The sequence below is a fragment of the Burkholderia sp. A9 genome (genome assembly GCF_000801975.1).
This window is the reverse complement of sequence record NZ_JSZN01000007.1, coordinates 140591-155233: the sequence shown is the minus strand read 5'-3', so window position 1 is coordinate 155233 and position 14643 is coordinate 140591. Positions and strand designations below refer to the sequence as shown.

General features: G+C 68.2%; 7 protein-coding genes and 1 pseudogene. 1 reads left to right on the top strand and 7 read right to left on the bottom strand.

Going from position 1 to position 14643, the window contains the following annotated elements; translation table 11 throughout:
* The 5 genes from PI86_RS04440 to PI86_RS04420 all read right to left on the bottom strand — a co-directional run bounded on the left by PI86_RS04440 (position 1) and on the right by PI86_RS04420 (position 8846).
* Entirely contained in the window at positions 1–3144 is a 3144-nt protein-coding gene (locus PI86_RS04440; protein WP_039319120.1) for a multidrug efflux RND transporter permease subunit, read from the bottom strand.
* A 20-nt stretch (positions 3145–3164) separates the two neighbouring features.
* The gene (locus PI86_RS04435) at positions 3165–4325 is read right to left on the bottom strand and encodes an efflux RND transporter periplasmic adaptor subunit (protein ID WP_039319117.1); all 1161 of its coding nucleotides are present in this window, start codon (positions 4323–4325) and stop codon (positions 3165–3167) included.
* A 322-nt stretch (positions 4326–4647) separates the two neighbouring features.
* A complete protein-coding gene (locus PI86_RS04430; RefSeq protein ID WP_039319114.1) occupies positions 4648–6135 on the bottom strand; it encodes an efflux transporter outer membrane subunit in 1488 nt (495 codons plus the stop codon).
* A 13-nt stretch (positions 6136–6148) separates the two neighbouring features.
* Positions 6149–7735 carry an MDR family MFS transporter gene (locus PI86_RS04425; protein WP_039319111.1) on the bottom strand — a complete coding sequence of 529 codons (1587 nt, stop codon included), beginning with the start codon at positions 7733–7735 and terminating at the stop codon, positions 6149–6151.
* Positions 7728–8846, bottom strand: a complete 1119-nt coding sequence (locus tag PI86_RS04420; RefSeq protein ID WP_039319107.1) for an HlyD family secretion protein — start codon at positions 8844–8846, stop codon at positions 7728–7730. The genes PI86_RS04425 and PI86_RS04420 overlap by 8 nt, the downstream gene beginning before the upstream one ends.
* 92 nt (positions 8847–8938) lie before the next feature.
* On the opposite strand from PI86_RS04420, the gene PI86_RS04415 reads away from it, so the two are divergent.
* On the top strand, positions 8939–9721 hold the full coding sequence (locus PI86_RS04415; RefSeq protein WP_039319103.1) for a CerR family C-terminal domain-containing protein: 783 nt from the start codon (positions 8939–8941) through the stop codon (positions 9719–9721).
* Between the two features lie 73 nt (positions 9722–9794).
* Here the strand turns inward: PI86_RS04415 and PI86_RS04410 are convergent, their stop codons facing one another.
* Together PI86_RS04410 and PI86_RS04405 are read right to left on the bottom strand one after the other, a co-directional pair.
* Positions 9795–12227, bottom strand: coding sequence for a mechanosensitive ion channel family protein (locus PI86_RS04410; RefSeq protein WP_039319100.1), 2433 nt, complete (start codon positions 12225–12227; stop codon positions 9795–9797).
* A gap of 350 nt (positions 12228–12577) precedes the next feature.
* Positions 12578–13509 (bottom strand): annotated as a pseudogene (locus PI86_RS04405) (TIGR03571 family LLM class oxidoreductase).
* Between the last annotated feature and the right edge of the window lie 1134 nt (positions 13510–14643).

The following is a 14643-nucleotide window of genomic DNA, read 5'->3' as shown; positions in this document are numbered from 1 at the left end:
TCAACCTTGTTGTTCGTTATGCAGAGCGTCGGGCTTCCGGCGAGTTGCACGCCATGCCCCGATGCGTTCCTGGATGCTCATCACGAACACGAAGAACACCGGGACGAAGAAAATGGCCAGTACCGTGGCGGTCACCATGCCGCCGAACACGCCGGTACCGATCGCGTGCTGCGTTTCGGCGCTGGCGCCGGTCGCGATCATCAGCGGCACGACACCGAGGCCGAAGGCGAGCGAGGTCATCAGGATCGGGCGCAGGCGCAGCTTCGATGCCTGCACGGCTGCTTCGATCAATCCCTTGCCTTCCTCGCGCAGCTGCTTCGCGAACTCGACGATCAGGATCGCGTTCTTCGCGGACAGGCCGATCACGGTGATCATCCCGACCTTGAAGAACACGTCGTTCGGCAAGCCGCGCAGCAGCACCGCGCCGATCGCGCCGAGCAGGCCGAGCGGCACCACCAGCATCACCGATAGCGGGATCGACCAGCTTTCGTACAGCGCGGCCAGCACCAGGAACACGACGATCATCGACAGCACCATCAGCATCGGCGCCTGCGACGCCGACTGGCGTTCCTGCAGCGACTGGCCGGTCCACTCGACCGCGAAGCCGGGCGGCAGCTGCGCGGCGAGACGTTCCATCTCGGCCATCGCCGCGCCGCTCGACTGGCCGGGCGCCGCGTTGCCGGAGATGCGCGCGGACGGGTAGCCCTTGAAGCGCACCATTTGCAGCGGCGTGTCGGTCCACACGGGTCGCACCACTTCGGACAGCGGCACCATGCCGCCGGCCGCGTTGCGCACGTACAGCTTCATCACGTTGTCGATCTGCATGCGCGCCGGCGCATCGGCCTGGATGATCACCTGCTGCATGCGGCCCGCGTTCGGGAAGTCGTTCACGTAGGTCGAACCCATCGCGGTCGACAGCGTGTCGCTGAGCGTCGTGAACGAGACGCCGAGCGCCTGCGCCTTCGCGCGGTCGATCTCGAGTCGAATGCTCGCGCCGGTCGGCAGGCTGTCCGGGTACACGCCGGTCACGATCTTGCTTTGCGCGGCGAGTTCGAGCAGCTTCGCTTCAGCCGCTTTGAGTGCCGCATTGCCTTGATTCGCGCGGTCTTCCAGACGCATCGAGAAGCCCGAGCTGTTGCCGAGTTCGTCGATCGCCGGCGGCAGCAGGCTCATCACCATGCCTTCGGTCACACCGGCCATCGCCTGCTGGGCCAGCATGCCTTCCTCGATGGTCGACGAGCCGCCGCGGTTCTTCCAGTCCTTCATCACGGACCAGTTGATCGCCGCGTTCGAACCTTGCCCGGAGAAGCCGTAGCCGATCACGGAAATGCTCGACTGGATTGCCGGACGCGAAGCAAGATGCTTCTCCAGCGTGTTGACCACGTCATGCGTACGCTCGGCGGTAGCGTCTGCGGGCAGCAGAAAGCTGGTGATGAAGTAGCCTTGGTCCTCGTCCGGCAGGAACGACGACGGCAGGCTGCGGAAGCCGAACACGAGCGCGCCCGAGATCGCGACGAACACCAGCATCACGCGGCCCGTGCGGCCGACCAGGCAGCCGACGCGCGTTTCGTACCACGCCGTCAGGCGCTCGAAGCGGCGGTTGAACCAGCCGAAGAAGCCGCGCTTCTCGTGATGGCCCGGCTCGACCGGCTTGAGCATCGTCGCGCACAGGGCGGGCGTGAGCGTCAGCGCGAGCAGTGCGGAGAACAGGATCGACACGGCCATCGACAGCGTGAACTGCTTGTAGATCACGCCGACCGAGCCGCTTGCCATCGCCATCGGCAGGAACACCGCGGTGAGCACCAGCGTGACGCCGATGATCGCGCCGGTGATTTCCTTCATCGCCTTCGAGGTGGCATCCTTCGGCGACAGTCCTTCCTCGGCCATCAGGCGTTCGACGTTCTCGACGACGACGATCGCATCGTCGACGATGATGCCGATCGCGAGCACCATGCCGAACATCGTCAGCACGTTGATCGAGAAGCCGGTGAGCAGCATCACCGTGAACGTGCCGAGCATCGCGACCGGCGCGACGATGGCCGGGATCAGCGTGTAGCGCACGTTCTGCAGGAACAGGTACATCACGAGGAACACGAGCACCATCGCCTCGAGCAGCGTGTGCAGCACTTTCTCGATCGAGATCTTCACGAACGGCGACGTGTCGAGCGGAATCGAGTAGGTCATGCCAGACGGCATCGACTTGCTCAGTTCGGCCATGCGCGCCCGGATCGCGTCCGCGGTCTTCACCGCGTTGGCGCCCGGCGCGAGCTGCACGCCGGCGAGGGTGGCCGGCCTGTTGTTCTCGCGGCTCACGAACGTGTAGTTCTGCGAGCCGAGTTCGACGCGCGCGACATCGCCGAGCACGACCTTCGAGCCGTCTGCGTTCGCGCGCAGTACGACCTTCGCGAACGCTTCAGGCGTCGTGAGCTGGCCCTGCGCGGTAAGCGGCACGGTCACGCGCTGGCCCGGCAGCGCGGGCAGCGCACCGAGGCTGCCCGGCGCGATCTGCACGTTCTGCTGGCCGATCGCGGTCGTCAGGTCGCTCATCGACAGACCGAAATTGATCAGCTTCTGCGGATCGACCCAGATGCGCATCGCGCGTTCGGAGCCGAACTGCAGCACGCGCCCGACGCCGTCGATTCGCCGCAGCTCCTCGGAAACGCTGCGCGCCATGTAGTCGGCGAGCGCGCCTTCGTCGAAGCGGCCGTTGTCGGAGCGCAGGCCGATCAGCATCAGGAAGCCGGACGACGCGGATTCGACGATCAGCCCGTTCTGGCGCACGGCTGCCGGCAGGCGCGGCTCGACCGACTTGATCTTGTTCTGCACGTCGACCTGCGCCAGCTCCGGATTGGTGCCGGGCTTGAACGTCACGGTGATCTGCGCGGAGCCGGACGTATCGGCCGACGATTCGAAGTACAGCAGGTTCTTGACGCCCGACAGTTCACGCTCGATGAGACTCAGCACGCCGTCGTTCATCGTCTGCGGCGTGGCGCCCGGGTAGCTCGCGGTGATCGTGACGGACGGCGGCGCGACCGACGGGTAGCGCGCGACCGGCAGTTGCGGGATCGCGATCAGCCCGCTCAGGATGATGAAGAGCGCGATCACCCACGCAAACACCGGGCGGCGGATAAAGAATTCAGCCATGACTGGAGGCCCCTCGTGACTCAGTGCGCGGACGCGGTGGCGGCCGCGTCAGGCGACTTCCAGTCGGTCGCGGCGGCCGGCGCGCCGTCGACCAGGCGTTCCATGCCTTCGACGACGATCTTCTGGCCGGCCTGCAGGCCCGACTTGATGCGGTAGCTGCGGTTCGTCAGCTCGCCGACCTCGACCGCCTTCAGGTGCGCGGTACCCTTCGCGTCGAGCACCCACACCTGCGGCTTGCCGCCGGCGCGTACGACTGCCTGTTGCGGCACCATCACCGCGTTGGCGTAGTGCGCGCGCGGAATGCGGGCGCGCACGTACATGCCCGGCAGCAACTGGCGCTTCGGGTTGTCGACCAGCACGCGCAGCAGCACGTCGCCGGTGCCCGGATCGACGTTGACGCCCGAGAACAGCATGCGGCCCTTCACGTCGTAGCGTGTGTCGTCGTCGCGCAGCACGTCGACCGGCAGGCCGTTGCTGTCCGACGCTTGCGGCTGCGCCGCGAGCGCACCGCGCAACGCGTCGAGCGACGCGGCCGGCTGGCGCACGTCCACGTAGACCTGGTCGATCTGCTGGATGCGCGCCATCGGCTGGCTGTCGCTGCTCGACACCAGTGCGCCTTCGGTCACGAGCGCCTGGTCGATGCGGCCGGCGATCGGCGCTTCCACGGTCGCAAATTTCAGGTCGAGCTGGCGGCGCGCGAGCGTCGCGCGGGCCTGCGCGACGTCGGCGGCGGCCTGGTCGCGTTGCGAAACGGCGTCGTCGTACACCTGGCGGCTGATCGCGTCGGCTTCGACGAGCGGCTTGAAGCGTGCCGTCTGCACCTTTGCGCGTTCGAGCGCGGCCTGTGCGCGCTGCAGCGATGCGGCGGCCGTGTCCATGTCGGCCTTGAACGGCGCCGGATTGATCTGGAACAACGGCTGGCCGGTGCGCACCTCGGTGCCTTGCTCGAACAGCCGGTGTTGCACGATGCCGCTGACCTGCGGCCGGATTTCAGCGATCCGCACGGCCGCGACGCGGCCCGGCAGGTCCTCGGTCACGTCGAGGCGGGCGGCGGCCAGCGTCAGCGCTGCGACCGGGGTAGCCGGGGTGGCGGCCTGCTGCTGGGCAGGCCCGCAGCCCGACAGCAGCGCCGCCATCAGCGCACCGGCGGCGCCGTAACGGCATCGTTGTTGATTCTTCATTGCGACTCCAGGAAGCGCAGGCAGCCCACTGCCTGCTTTGACGGACTGGAGTGTGAGGCGCGTAGTTGGCGTCTTTTATGCGGAAGGATGGAGATTCGATGGAGACGACGAAAGGGCCTGAAAGTCAGGTCGAATCGCCGGGGGGGCGGGGCAGGACAGCGCGGGATGGTTTTGTCTGACGAACCGATGCGGATGGCGTCGCGATCGGCCCGTCGTTCGACAGCGTGCGCGGCGGCACGCGCGGCGGTGTCGGGGCGGGGTATCAGCCCTTTTTTCTGAATGACGGAGGGGCGCGAGCGCGCCGTCGACGGCCGGCCGCGCGTCAACCCGCGTTCGTCTGCCACCCGAGCCCGAGGCTCTTTTGCAGCGACACGTAATCCTTGATCAGTTCGGCCTGCCCGGCGATCACGTTTTGCTGCGCGGCGAGCGCTTCGCGCTGCGTATCGAGCAGATCGATCATCGACGCGACGCCCGCGCGATAGCGCTGGTCCATCAGCGTGGCCGAATGCGTGGCCGACGTCTGCACCTTGGCGAGCGCGACAACGTGTTCGCGCTGGTGCCCGTAGCGCTGCAACGCCGTGTTCGCGTCCTGCAACGCGCCGAGCACGGCCTTCTGGTAGTTCGCTTCCGCTTCGTCGCGCGACGCTTCGGCGGCACGCACCGCGCCGCGCGTGCGGCCGAAATCGAGAATGTTCCATTGCAGGTACGGTGCGCCGACCCACGTGAAGTTCTGCTTGCGGAACAGGTGGCCCGGATTCGTCGCGCTGAACCCGAGATCGCCGAGCAGCGTCACCTTCGGGAAATAGTCGGCGACATGCTCGCCGATCTGCGCGTTGCTGGACGCGAGCCGGCGCTCGGCCGCGCGGATGTCGGGGCGCTGCTTCAGCAGCGCGCCCGGATCGCCGATCGGCACGCTGCCGGGTAGCGTCGGCAGCGGCGTGCCCGGTGCCGACAGCGCGGCGTCGAGCGCACCCGGAGCGCGCCCGGTCAGGATGGCCAGCCGGTCGAGCGATTCCGTCACCTGCGCATCGAGCGGGATCAGCGACGCGCGCGTGTTCTCGACCTGCGTCGTCAGGCGCTCGATGTCCGCATCGGCTGCGACGCCGCGCGCGCGGCGCTGTTGCGCGAGGTCGAGCATCTGCTGTTGCAGGTCGGCCGTGCGTTGCGACAGCGCGAACCGCTGCTGCTGGTCGCGCAGGTCGACGTATGCGGTTGCGACTTCGGCCGCGATCGATACCTGTGTGTCGGCGAGATCGGCGTCGACCGCTTCCGCCTGCGCGGACGCGGCTTCGACCGCACGGCGCGTGCCGCCGAACAGGTCGATTTCCCAGGTCGCGTCGAAGCCGGCCGAATAGAGCTGCAGCGGCCCCGAGCCGCCCAGCGATGGCGACGATCCGCCCGACTGGTTCGAGCTGCTCGACGGCAGCAGCGAGCCGAGCGCACTGACGTCCGGTTCGCGCATGCGGATCGCGGCGACGGTGGCCGACGATTTCGGCAGCTGCGCCGCACGTTGTTGCGAGAGCTGCGCGCGCGAGGCGCGCAACCGTGCCTGCGCGGCATGCAGATCGGGGTTGTGCGCGAGCGCGGCGGCGATCAGCTCGTCGAGCTGGCGATCGTTCAGTGCCTGCCACCACGCGCTCGGCGCGGGGGCGGCGGTGTCGACGCCGGATGCCGGTGCACGCACGAAGGTCGGCGCGTCGGGCGCCGCGGGCGCGCCGCGGTAGTCGGGGCCGACGGTGCAGCCGGCGAGCAGGCAGGCGGCTGCGCACAGTGTGAGCGCAGCGCGGTGGGGCAGGGAAAAGGGCTTCATCGCGTAAGACGGTTCAATGGCCGGATGACATCGGCTGCGGGCCGCGCGGCGTCTTCAGCAGCAGCGCGAGCGGCACGCACGCGAGCAGCGCGAGGCCCAGCAGGTAGAAGGTTTCGGAATAGGTCATCACGATGGCCTGGAGCTGGATCTGCTGCGCGAGCTGGCCGAGCGCGCGCAGATTCGAATACGCGAGGTCGCCCGTATGTGCAAACCAGTTCGCGGTATAGGCCGACAGCCGTTCCTGCCCGATCAGCGAATTGGCGGTCACCGATTCGCGCAGCGCGGCCGCATGGAAGGTCGTGCGCCGGTCGATCACGGTGCCGATGATCGCGAGCCCGATCGAGCCGCCGAGGTTGCGCGCCATGTTGTAGAGCCCGGCCGCGTCGCCCGAGTCTTCGCGCGCGACGGCCGCCATCGACGCCTGGTTAAGCGGCATCATCGCGAGCATCTGCGCGACGCCGCGGATCAGTTGCGACCACACGAAATCGTGGCCGACGCTCTGAGCGGTCAGGCTGATGTCGAGCATGCAGCTCAGGCAGAACAGCAGCAGCCCGGAGATGACGAGGATGCGGAAGTCGACCTTGCCGAGCAGGCGCGGCAGGATCGGCATCACGAGAAACGCGGGCAGGCCCGACAGCAGCATGATCGCGCCGGCCTGTTCCGCGTTGTAGCCCGCGACGATCGCGAGGAACTGCGGCAGCAGGTACGACACGCCGTACAGCCCGGCGCCCACCGCGGACACGATCACGATCACGCTCGCGTAGCGCGGATTGCGCATCAGCGACAGGCGCATGATCGGCCGCTTCGCGAAGCGCTGCGACAGCGCGATCAGGATCATCCCGGCGAGCGACACGCAGCTCAGCGTGACGATCAGCTGCGACTCGAACCAGCGTTCGCGCTGTCCTTCCTCGAGCACGACGGTCAGCGAGCTCAGCCCGATCGCGAGGCCCGCGATCCCGAGCCAGTCCGCGTTGAAGAAGGTGTTCCATTGCGGCCGGTCCGACGGCAGCCCGAACACCAGCAGCGCCATCAGCAGCAGGCACACCGGCAGGTTCAGGAAGAAGCACCAGCTCCAGCTCACGTTCTCCGCGAGCCAGCCGCCCAGCACCGGGCCGAACAGCGGGCCGAGCAGCACGATCAGTCCGAACAGCGTCATCCCGACCGGCAGCTGCGACAGCGGCAGCCGCGTGCGGATGATGGTTTGCGCGGTCGGGATCAGCGCGCCGCCCGTGAAGCCCTGTCCGATGCGCCCGGCGATCATCATCGCGAGCGAATTCGACCAGCCGCACATCATCGAGAACGCGATGAACAGCGCGGCGTTCGTCAGCAGGAAATTGCGCAGCCCGAACACGCGCGTGAGCCACGCGGCGAGCGGGATCATCACGATTTCCGACATCAGGTAGCCGGTCGAGATCCAGGTGCCCTCGGTGCCGGTCGCGCCGATTTCGCCCTGGATCTGCGGTAGCGCGGAGTTCGTGATCGAGATGTCGAGCGTCGCCATCAGCGCACCGAGTGCGCCGGCGGCGACCGCGATCCAGTCGGTCACGCTCGCGCGGCCTTCGTGCGGCGGCGCGGGCGGGGTGGCGGCGGTATCAGCCATGGCGCTTCTCGTTGCCGGCCGAACGCGTGTCGACGTCGACGGTCACGGACAGCCCCGGCAACAGCATGCGTTGCGCGCGCACATTCGCGGCGAGGCGGATGCGCACCGGCACGCGCTGCACGATCTTCGTGAAGTTGCCGGTCGCGTTCTCGGGCGGCAGCAGCGCGAATTGCGCGCCGGTGCCGGGCGCGAAGCTGTCGACCGTGCCGGTGAGCCTGTCGTCCGGCAGCGCGTCGACGTGCAGCTCGACGGGCTGGCCGATGCGCATCCGTCCGATCTGCGTTTCCTTGAAGTTCGCGACGAGGTAGATCGCGTCCACCGGCACGACGGTCAGCAGGCGCGTGCCGGGCTGCACGTACTGGCCGACGCGCACCGTGCGGTCGCCGACCCGGCCGTCGAGCGTGCTGCGCACGATCGTGTTGTCGAGGTCGAGTTGAGCCTGCGCAGCGCTGGCCTGCGCGGCTTCGAGCTGCGCGCGTGCCTGTTGAAGCTGCGCGGTGAACGACGCGATCTGGGTGCGGGCGGCAGTGATCGACGCATTGTTCGCGGCGAGCGTGCCGGCTGCCTGGTCGCGCGTGCTCTTCAGGTCGGCGACGCGCTCGTGCGTCTCGGCGCCGGTCGCCGCGAGCGGTGCGTAGCGCGCATATTCGTCGTTCGCGTGCCGCGCGTTGATCTGCGACACCTTCGCCTGCGCTTCGGCCTGCTCGAGGTTCGCGCGCTGCTGGCTGATGTCGGCTTGCGCGCGAGCGATGTCGGCGCGGCGCGCGTCGACGGTGGCATTCGATTGCGCGAACGCCACCTGGTACTGGCGGACGTCGAGCCGCACGAGCGGATCGCCGGCCTTGACGGCCTGGTTGTCGCGCACGTACACGTCGGTCACGTAGCCCGCGACCTTCGGCGCGGCGCTCATGTTGTCGGCCTGCAGGTACGCGTCGTTGGTGCTTTCGATGAAGCGGTCGACTGTCCACCAGCGGCCGAGCCATGCGGCGGCGCCGATCGCCGCGACCACGACGACGGCGATCACGATGTGCCGCTTCGCGCTGCTGTTGCGGGGCGATATTGCGGCTTCCTGACGATTTGCTTTCGAAGGCGGGTCTTGCAGCGTCGACATGCGGGCATCCGATTTATTCCGAACGGAATAATTATTCCAGTTGCTAAAATTGTGTCAAGTAGAATGTCGATCGATCGAATGACGAGGAACGCATGAACGAAGCGAAGAAGCTGCGTCGCACATCGACGGGCGGCTACGCGCGCGGCGACGAGACGCGCCAGCGGATCATCGAGGCGGCGATCGAGCTGTTCGGCGAACGCGGGTTCGCGGGCGCATCGACGCGCGACATTGCCGCGAAGGCCGGGGTGAACGCGCCGGCGCTGCAGTACTACTTCGAGAACAAGGAAGGCGTTTACCGCGCGAGCGTGGAGACGATCGCGGAACTGGGCTGGGAAGTATTCCGCCCGGCGGTCGAGCATGCGCGGGCGATGCTCGCCGCGGATGCGGACGTCGACCTGCTGATCGATGCGTTCATCGGCATCATGCGTGCGCTCGCCGACCGGATGTTCACGGTGCCGAAGACGATGAACCAGCGGATGTTCTTCGCACGCGAGCAGGGCGGGCAGGAACCCGAGAGCGCGAGCGAAATCCTCATGACGCGCATGCGCAAGCCGCTCAACGACGTGAACGCCGAACTGATCGGACGGATCTCCGGCCGGCCGGCCGACGATCCCGTCACGCGGCTGCGCGCGCTGAGCCTGTTCGGGCAGTTGACGGTGTTCCACATCGCGCAGCGCTCGGCGCTGCAGTTGCTCGAATGGGACGAATTCGACGATGAAGGCGCCGCGCTGGTGATCGCGACGGTTGCCGAGCAGACGCGGGTGCTGCTCGAGCAATGGCATGCGGAGCGCGGCACGGACGCCGGCGCCGGGGCTGCCGTGCCGAAGACCGCATCGAAGCGTGTTCAGCACGCGAAGAAACCCGCGGCGCGCTGAACGCGCGTATCAGCCGGCCGGTGGTTCGGGCGGGGCGTGAAGCGCGGCTGCCGGCCGACCGGCGCACGCTCCGTCAGTCCGGCGTGCGTGCCGGTGCAGCGGAAGGCGGCGGCTCTGCAGCCGTGCCGGCGGCATTGCCGTCGTCATCGGGAGCGACGGGGTGTGCACCTTTGTCATACGCGACGAGGCTGCGCTGCGGATTCGCGATCCGGATCCCGCGCTCGCGGAACATCACCGCGATCCGCCGGTTGAATTCGCGCTGCACGCCCCAGCGCGACGAGTCCTTGCATTGCATCTGTCCGGCCAGCGCGACCGCCGCGCCGTCGACCTGGTCGATCCCCCAGTAGCTGAAGTCCGACAGGATGCCATCCTTATAGTTCGGGTCGTCGCGCAATGCGGCGCCGATTTCCTTCAACGTCGCGATCGCGAGATCGATGTCCTGGCCGTACGCGATGCTGACCTTGACGGCCGCATTGCCGAGCCCTCGGTTCGTGTTGTTGACGGTCGTTACCGAGCTGAACGGGATCGTGTACAGCGACCCGTCGCCCGCGCGCAGGCGCACCGTGCGGATCGACAGGTATTCGACGGTGCCGGATACGCCGGCGAGCGTGACCCAGTCGCCCACCTGCATCGCGTTTTCCATCAGCAGGAAGATTCCGGTGATGAAGTCCTGCACGAGCTTCTGCGAGCCGAAGCCGAGCGCGACGCCGAAGATGCTGGCGCCGGCGAGCAGCGGGCCGACGTTTACGCCGATTTCGCTGAGGCCCGTCAGCACGACGACGAGCGCGATCATGATGAACAGCAGCGAGCGCAGCATCGGCAGCAGCGTGCGCAGCCGTGCCGCGCGCACCAGGTTGCCTTCGCGGGTCCACTGCTGCAGGCGTCGCTCGATCGCGATGTTCGCGGCTTCCCACACGATCAGCGCGACCACCGCCGCGATCGCGATCGTGATCAGCGCCGACGCGAGCCGATGACCGATCGTGCCGGTCCCGAATGCGTGGAAGATCGGCACGCCCCAGATCTGCAGCAGCAGTGCGACGGTCACGACGGCGATCACCGCGGACACGATCTGGCGCAGCAGCGGATAGTAGCGGTAGGCGTGGAGATGGACGAGCGTGTGATCGTCGTCGCGGCGCTGGAACAGCCGCGCGAGCGCGCCGAACACGACGATCGACACCATCCGCATGCCGATCATCACGGCGAGCGACCGGCCGCCTAGCGTGATCAGCACGCGATAGCCGTTGTGGACGTCGAGTGCCCACACGAACCACAACGCCATCACGACGAACACCGCCACGGGCGCCCATGCGTCGGCGAGCGCATTGCCGATCATCGCGAAGGTCGGCCGGTCTGCGCCGGCCGCACGGATGCGCGCGGCGACCGGCTCGCGGCAGCGCAGGATCAGCGCCGAGACCATCAAGTGCCCGACGAGCGCGACGGCCTTCAGCAGCGCGACGTGGCCGGCGTCGCTGAGGCCCAGGCTAGCGGCGATCTCGACCGCGGCCGTGCAGGCGCCGACGACGATCACGATCCGCGAAATCGAGCGCTGCGCGAACGCGGCCCACGCGTCGCCGATGTGCAGCAACCGCAATTGCCGCGCATCGGGCTGGAAGAACAGCCGGCTGACGATCGTCACGAGGCGGCTGATCACGTAGATGTCGATCAGCGATTCGAGCGCGGCTTCGATCGGCGTATCGGCTTCGGCGAGGACCGACATCGTCAGGCTCGCGACGCCGACGAACACGAGCAGCGGCACCGACCGCAGCGCCAGGCCGACCAGCGCGCGCGGCATCCGGCGCAGCAGCGTGGTGTGGCGCCGCGCGTGGCCGCGGCCTGGCGACGACGGCTGGCGGGCGTCGGGCTCGTCGGCCGGGCCGTCGGGTTCCGGCGCCGGCGCGGTGTCGTCGTCGGGCGCCGGCGGCTCGGCGTCCGCCTGACGCGACGATTCGGTCCGGCGGGCGGTCAGGGCGGTCAGCGCGCGCCGCAGCAGGCGCCGCGCGAACCATTCGACGACGAGCGCGGGTACGAGCACGGCGACGATGACCCAGATCGAGTGCGCGAGGTCCGCGCGCTCGTCGGCGCGCACCATTCGGTCGTGCCACCAGGTACCGACCGAGCCGACATCGAGCAGCGAGCGCAGCGATTCGTTCAGTGCGCCGCCGATCTGGCCTGCCCAGCGCGACCCTTGCCGCACGAGCATCGACGCGAGTCCGTTCGACGTGAGCGCGGCCGGGGCAGCAGCCGACGCGGCACTGGCCGGGGTCGCCGCGCTGGCGGGGAGTGCGGGCGTGCTCAGCACGCCGACTGCCGCGATCGCACGCAAGGTCGTCTCCACCTGTTCGCGCTCGCGCGGATTCTGCAGCACGGAAAGGGCTTGCTGCGCCTGTTGCGGCGTCAGTGCGGGCACGGCGCCGGATGCGGCCGATGCGGCGGCCGGGGCAGGGGCGGCCGCGTGGGCGGTCGATACGACGGCGGCGAACAGCCAGCCGAGCAGGAAATGTCGCATGGGGAGGCGTGCGGGCGCGCGTCGAAGCGTGGCCCGCCGGTCTGGACGATGGACGGAAGTTAACATGATCGCGACCGGAGCCGAATAGTTCCGTCGACGAATATTCGAATCGTGCATGCGGCCAGTGGTGCGGGCGTTTGCGGCTGCCGGGCGGTGCGCATGACCGGGCGAGCGTCGGGGCGGGTGGTCGGCAGCCTGCGATTGGCCCGGTCGTCCCGGCAGGCTACGTCCCGTAGCGACGCGTCGAGGCTTGGCGGCAGCGCGGCCGGGAATGGAACGTGCTCGGCGCCGGCCATTGCGATGGAAGCCTCAGGCGGCGTCGCGTACTACGAATTCGGATTCCTGAGGAATCATGCCTGCTCGTCGTGAAAGACCGGCAGCACGTGTTCCGCGATTTCCTCGATGATCTCGCGCACCGGCCGGTCGGAGCCGGGATTCAGCGTCACGTGATGCGTGCCGGCCGCCTGCATGTCGTGCAGGATGTCGATCAGCGCGTGCCGTCCGGTGGCGTAGCCGAGCGACAGCGCGGTGGCCGGTGCATCGCGATTCGCGTCGAGATCGAGTCGCATCGACACGCCGAACGCGCGAAATGCCGGTTGCGGGAGTCGCTCGACGGCCGCCCGCCACATCGAATGACGGGCGCGCTGCGTGTCCGGATCGCGGTGGTATGTCATCCAGCCGATCGCGTTCCGTGCGATCCAGTCGACGCTCTGTCCGCCGGAGCCGACCGCGAGCATCGGCACGGCGGCGGTGTCGCGCGGCAGCAGCGTGAAGTCGGGCGCGTCGGGCGGCGTCTCGTCGGGCAGCACGCGCGACGGCACGCCGAGCGCGGCCGCGACGACCTCCCAGTGCTGGCGATAGCGGTCGCGCCGCGTTTCCGCGTCGACGCCGAACGCGGCATATTCGGGCGGCCGGTCGCCCGAGCCGAGCCCGAGGATGAAGCGGCCGCCGCACAGCGTCGCGACCGACAGCGCGCCTTTCGCGATATGCAGCGGATGACGCAGCGGCAGCACGATCGCGCCGCTGGCGAGCACGATCCGGCGGGTGCGCGACGCGAGCGCGCCGAGCAGGACCCACGGATCGAGATGGCCGACCGGGTCGGGATAGTCGGCGCTGTTCAGCGGCACGTCGCGAATCCACAGTGCACGAAACCCGAGCGCATCGGCGAGCGCCGCGAGTTCGAGCTGCTCGTTGAAATCGGCAACGTCAGGCCGATCGACAGCCGGCCGGCCGAGAAGACGCGATGCGCGACATCGGGGCGGTCGGAGGCGGGCAGGGTCATGTCGATTCCTCGAAGGCGGGGCGAAGCGGATACGCGCCAGTTCGTGCAAGTGCCGGCGAAGGGCCGGTGCGCTTGCCACGCACGGGATACCGTGCCCGAATGCTAGCGTGTTTGCGCGAAGCTTGCGGCGCGCGGGCTGCTGATCGGGCAGGGCCGCGCGCATGGTCGCGATGCGTGTTCGATCACACATACGCAGTCCCGGTTTGGTATTTGCAAGCAAGCCGTCGGTCGTCTGAAGGCGAAAACGCAGCGCTGCGACACACGTACCATTCCTGCAACATCGCCGACCGGCCGGTCGTCGTCGATCGGGTGCGCCGTTTCCCGTCGTTTCACTTTCGAAACATTCACGTCTTTCCTTCACTGCGCGATTCGGGTCAGGGCCATTTCACCGCCCCGCGGGGCCTTGCGCCGCGACGCATGGTGCGCTCCTTGCATATCTGTACGGGCCGTGAGCGCGATCGCCGGCGCAGTAGGGCCCGGCGATCGCTTCAGTGGGTCGGACGCATCGAAGACGGGGACAAGAGAATGAAAACAGACCGAATCGCAACATGTCATGTTGCAAACCTGAATCGCCGACCTGCCCGGATATTCGCTTCGCCGTTGATTGCGGCGACCTGACCGCGCGGCTTTCCGTTCCATCCGAACAAATCGGGTTCGTTCCGGGCGACGTGCACGCGCGACGCACGAGGCCGACAGGTGCCGTTTGGCCGTCGAGGATGAACCGCAGGTGTACGCAGATGGACGAGCATGACTTCCGGATCTTGATGCCGCCGCGCGAAACGCAAGCGCCGTACGCGACGCCTGCGTCTGCGCGCCGCATCGGCAGGCCCGGGCAGGAGCGGACGGGCATGCCGGCAGTGCGGCAATGCGCGCGTCATCAGGGAACCGATCACGTAGTTCAGGGGATAGCTCCGCCGGCTGCATTGCGGCGGATGCGACGACATTGTGCTGTCAGTTGATCCACTACCCCGATGGATCAATTGTTGAAGCGCCCATCGCCACTTGGTCGATGGGCGTCTTTTTTTGTGCGCCGGTCTTGATGCGCGCGGCGCCGGCCGGATCGCGCGGCGTTCGGTATCATGTGCTGGCGCGCTGGCCAGCCCGTGCGGGCGCACGGCCTGCCGGCACGCCCGA

Coding starts and splice junctions, on each gene's coding strand:
- PI86_RS04440 (WP_039319120.1), bottom strand. CDS start 3,144: ATGGCTGAATTCTTTATCCGCCGCCCGGTGTTTGCGTGGGTGATCGCG.
- PI86_RS04435 (WP_039319117.1), bottom strand. CDS start 4,325: ATGAAGAATCAACAACGATGCCGTTACGGCGCCGCCGGTGCGCTGATG.
- PI86_RS04430 (WP_039319114.1), bottom strand. CDS start 6,135: ATGAAGCCCTTTTCCCTGCCCCACCGCGCTGCGCTCACACTGTGCGCA.
- PI86_RS04425 (WP_039319111.1), bottom strand. CDS start 7,735: ATGGCTGATACCGCCGCCACCCCGCCCGCGCCGCCGCACGAAGGCCGC.
- PI86_RS04420 (WP_039319107.1), bottom strand. CDS start 8,846: ATGTCGACGCTGCAAGACCCGCCTTCGAAAGCAAATCGTCAGGAAGCC.
- PI86_RS04415 (WP_039319103.1), top strand. CDS start 8,939: ATGAACGAAGCGAAGAAGCTGCGTCGCACATCGACGGGCGGCTACGCG.
- PI86_RS04410 (WP_039319100.1), bottom strand. CDS start 12,227: ATGCGACATTTCCTGCTCGGCTGGCTGTTCGCCGCCGTCGTATCGACC.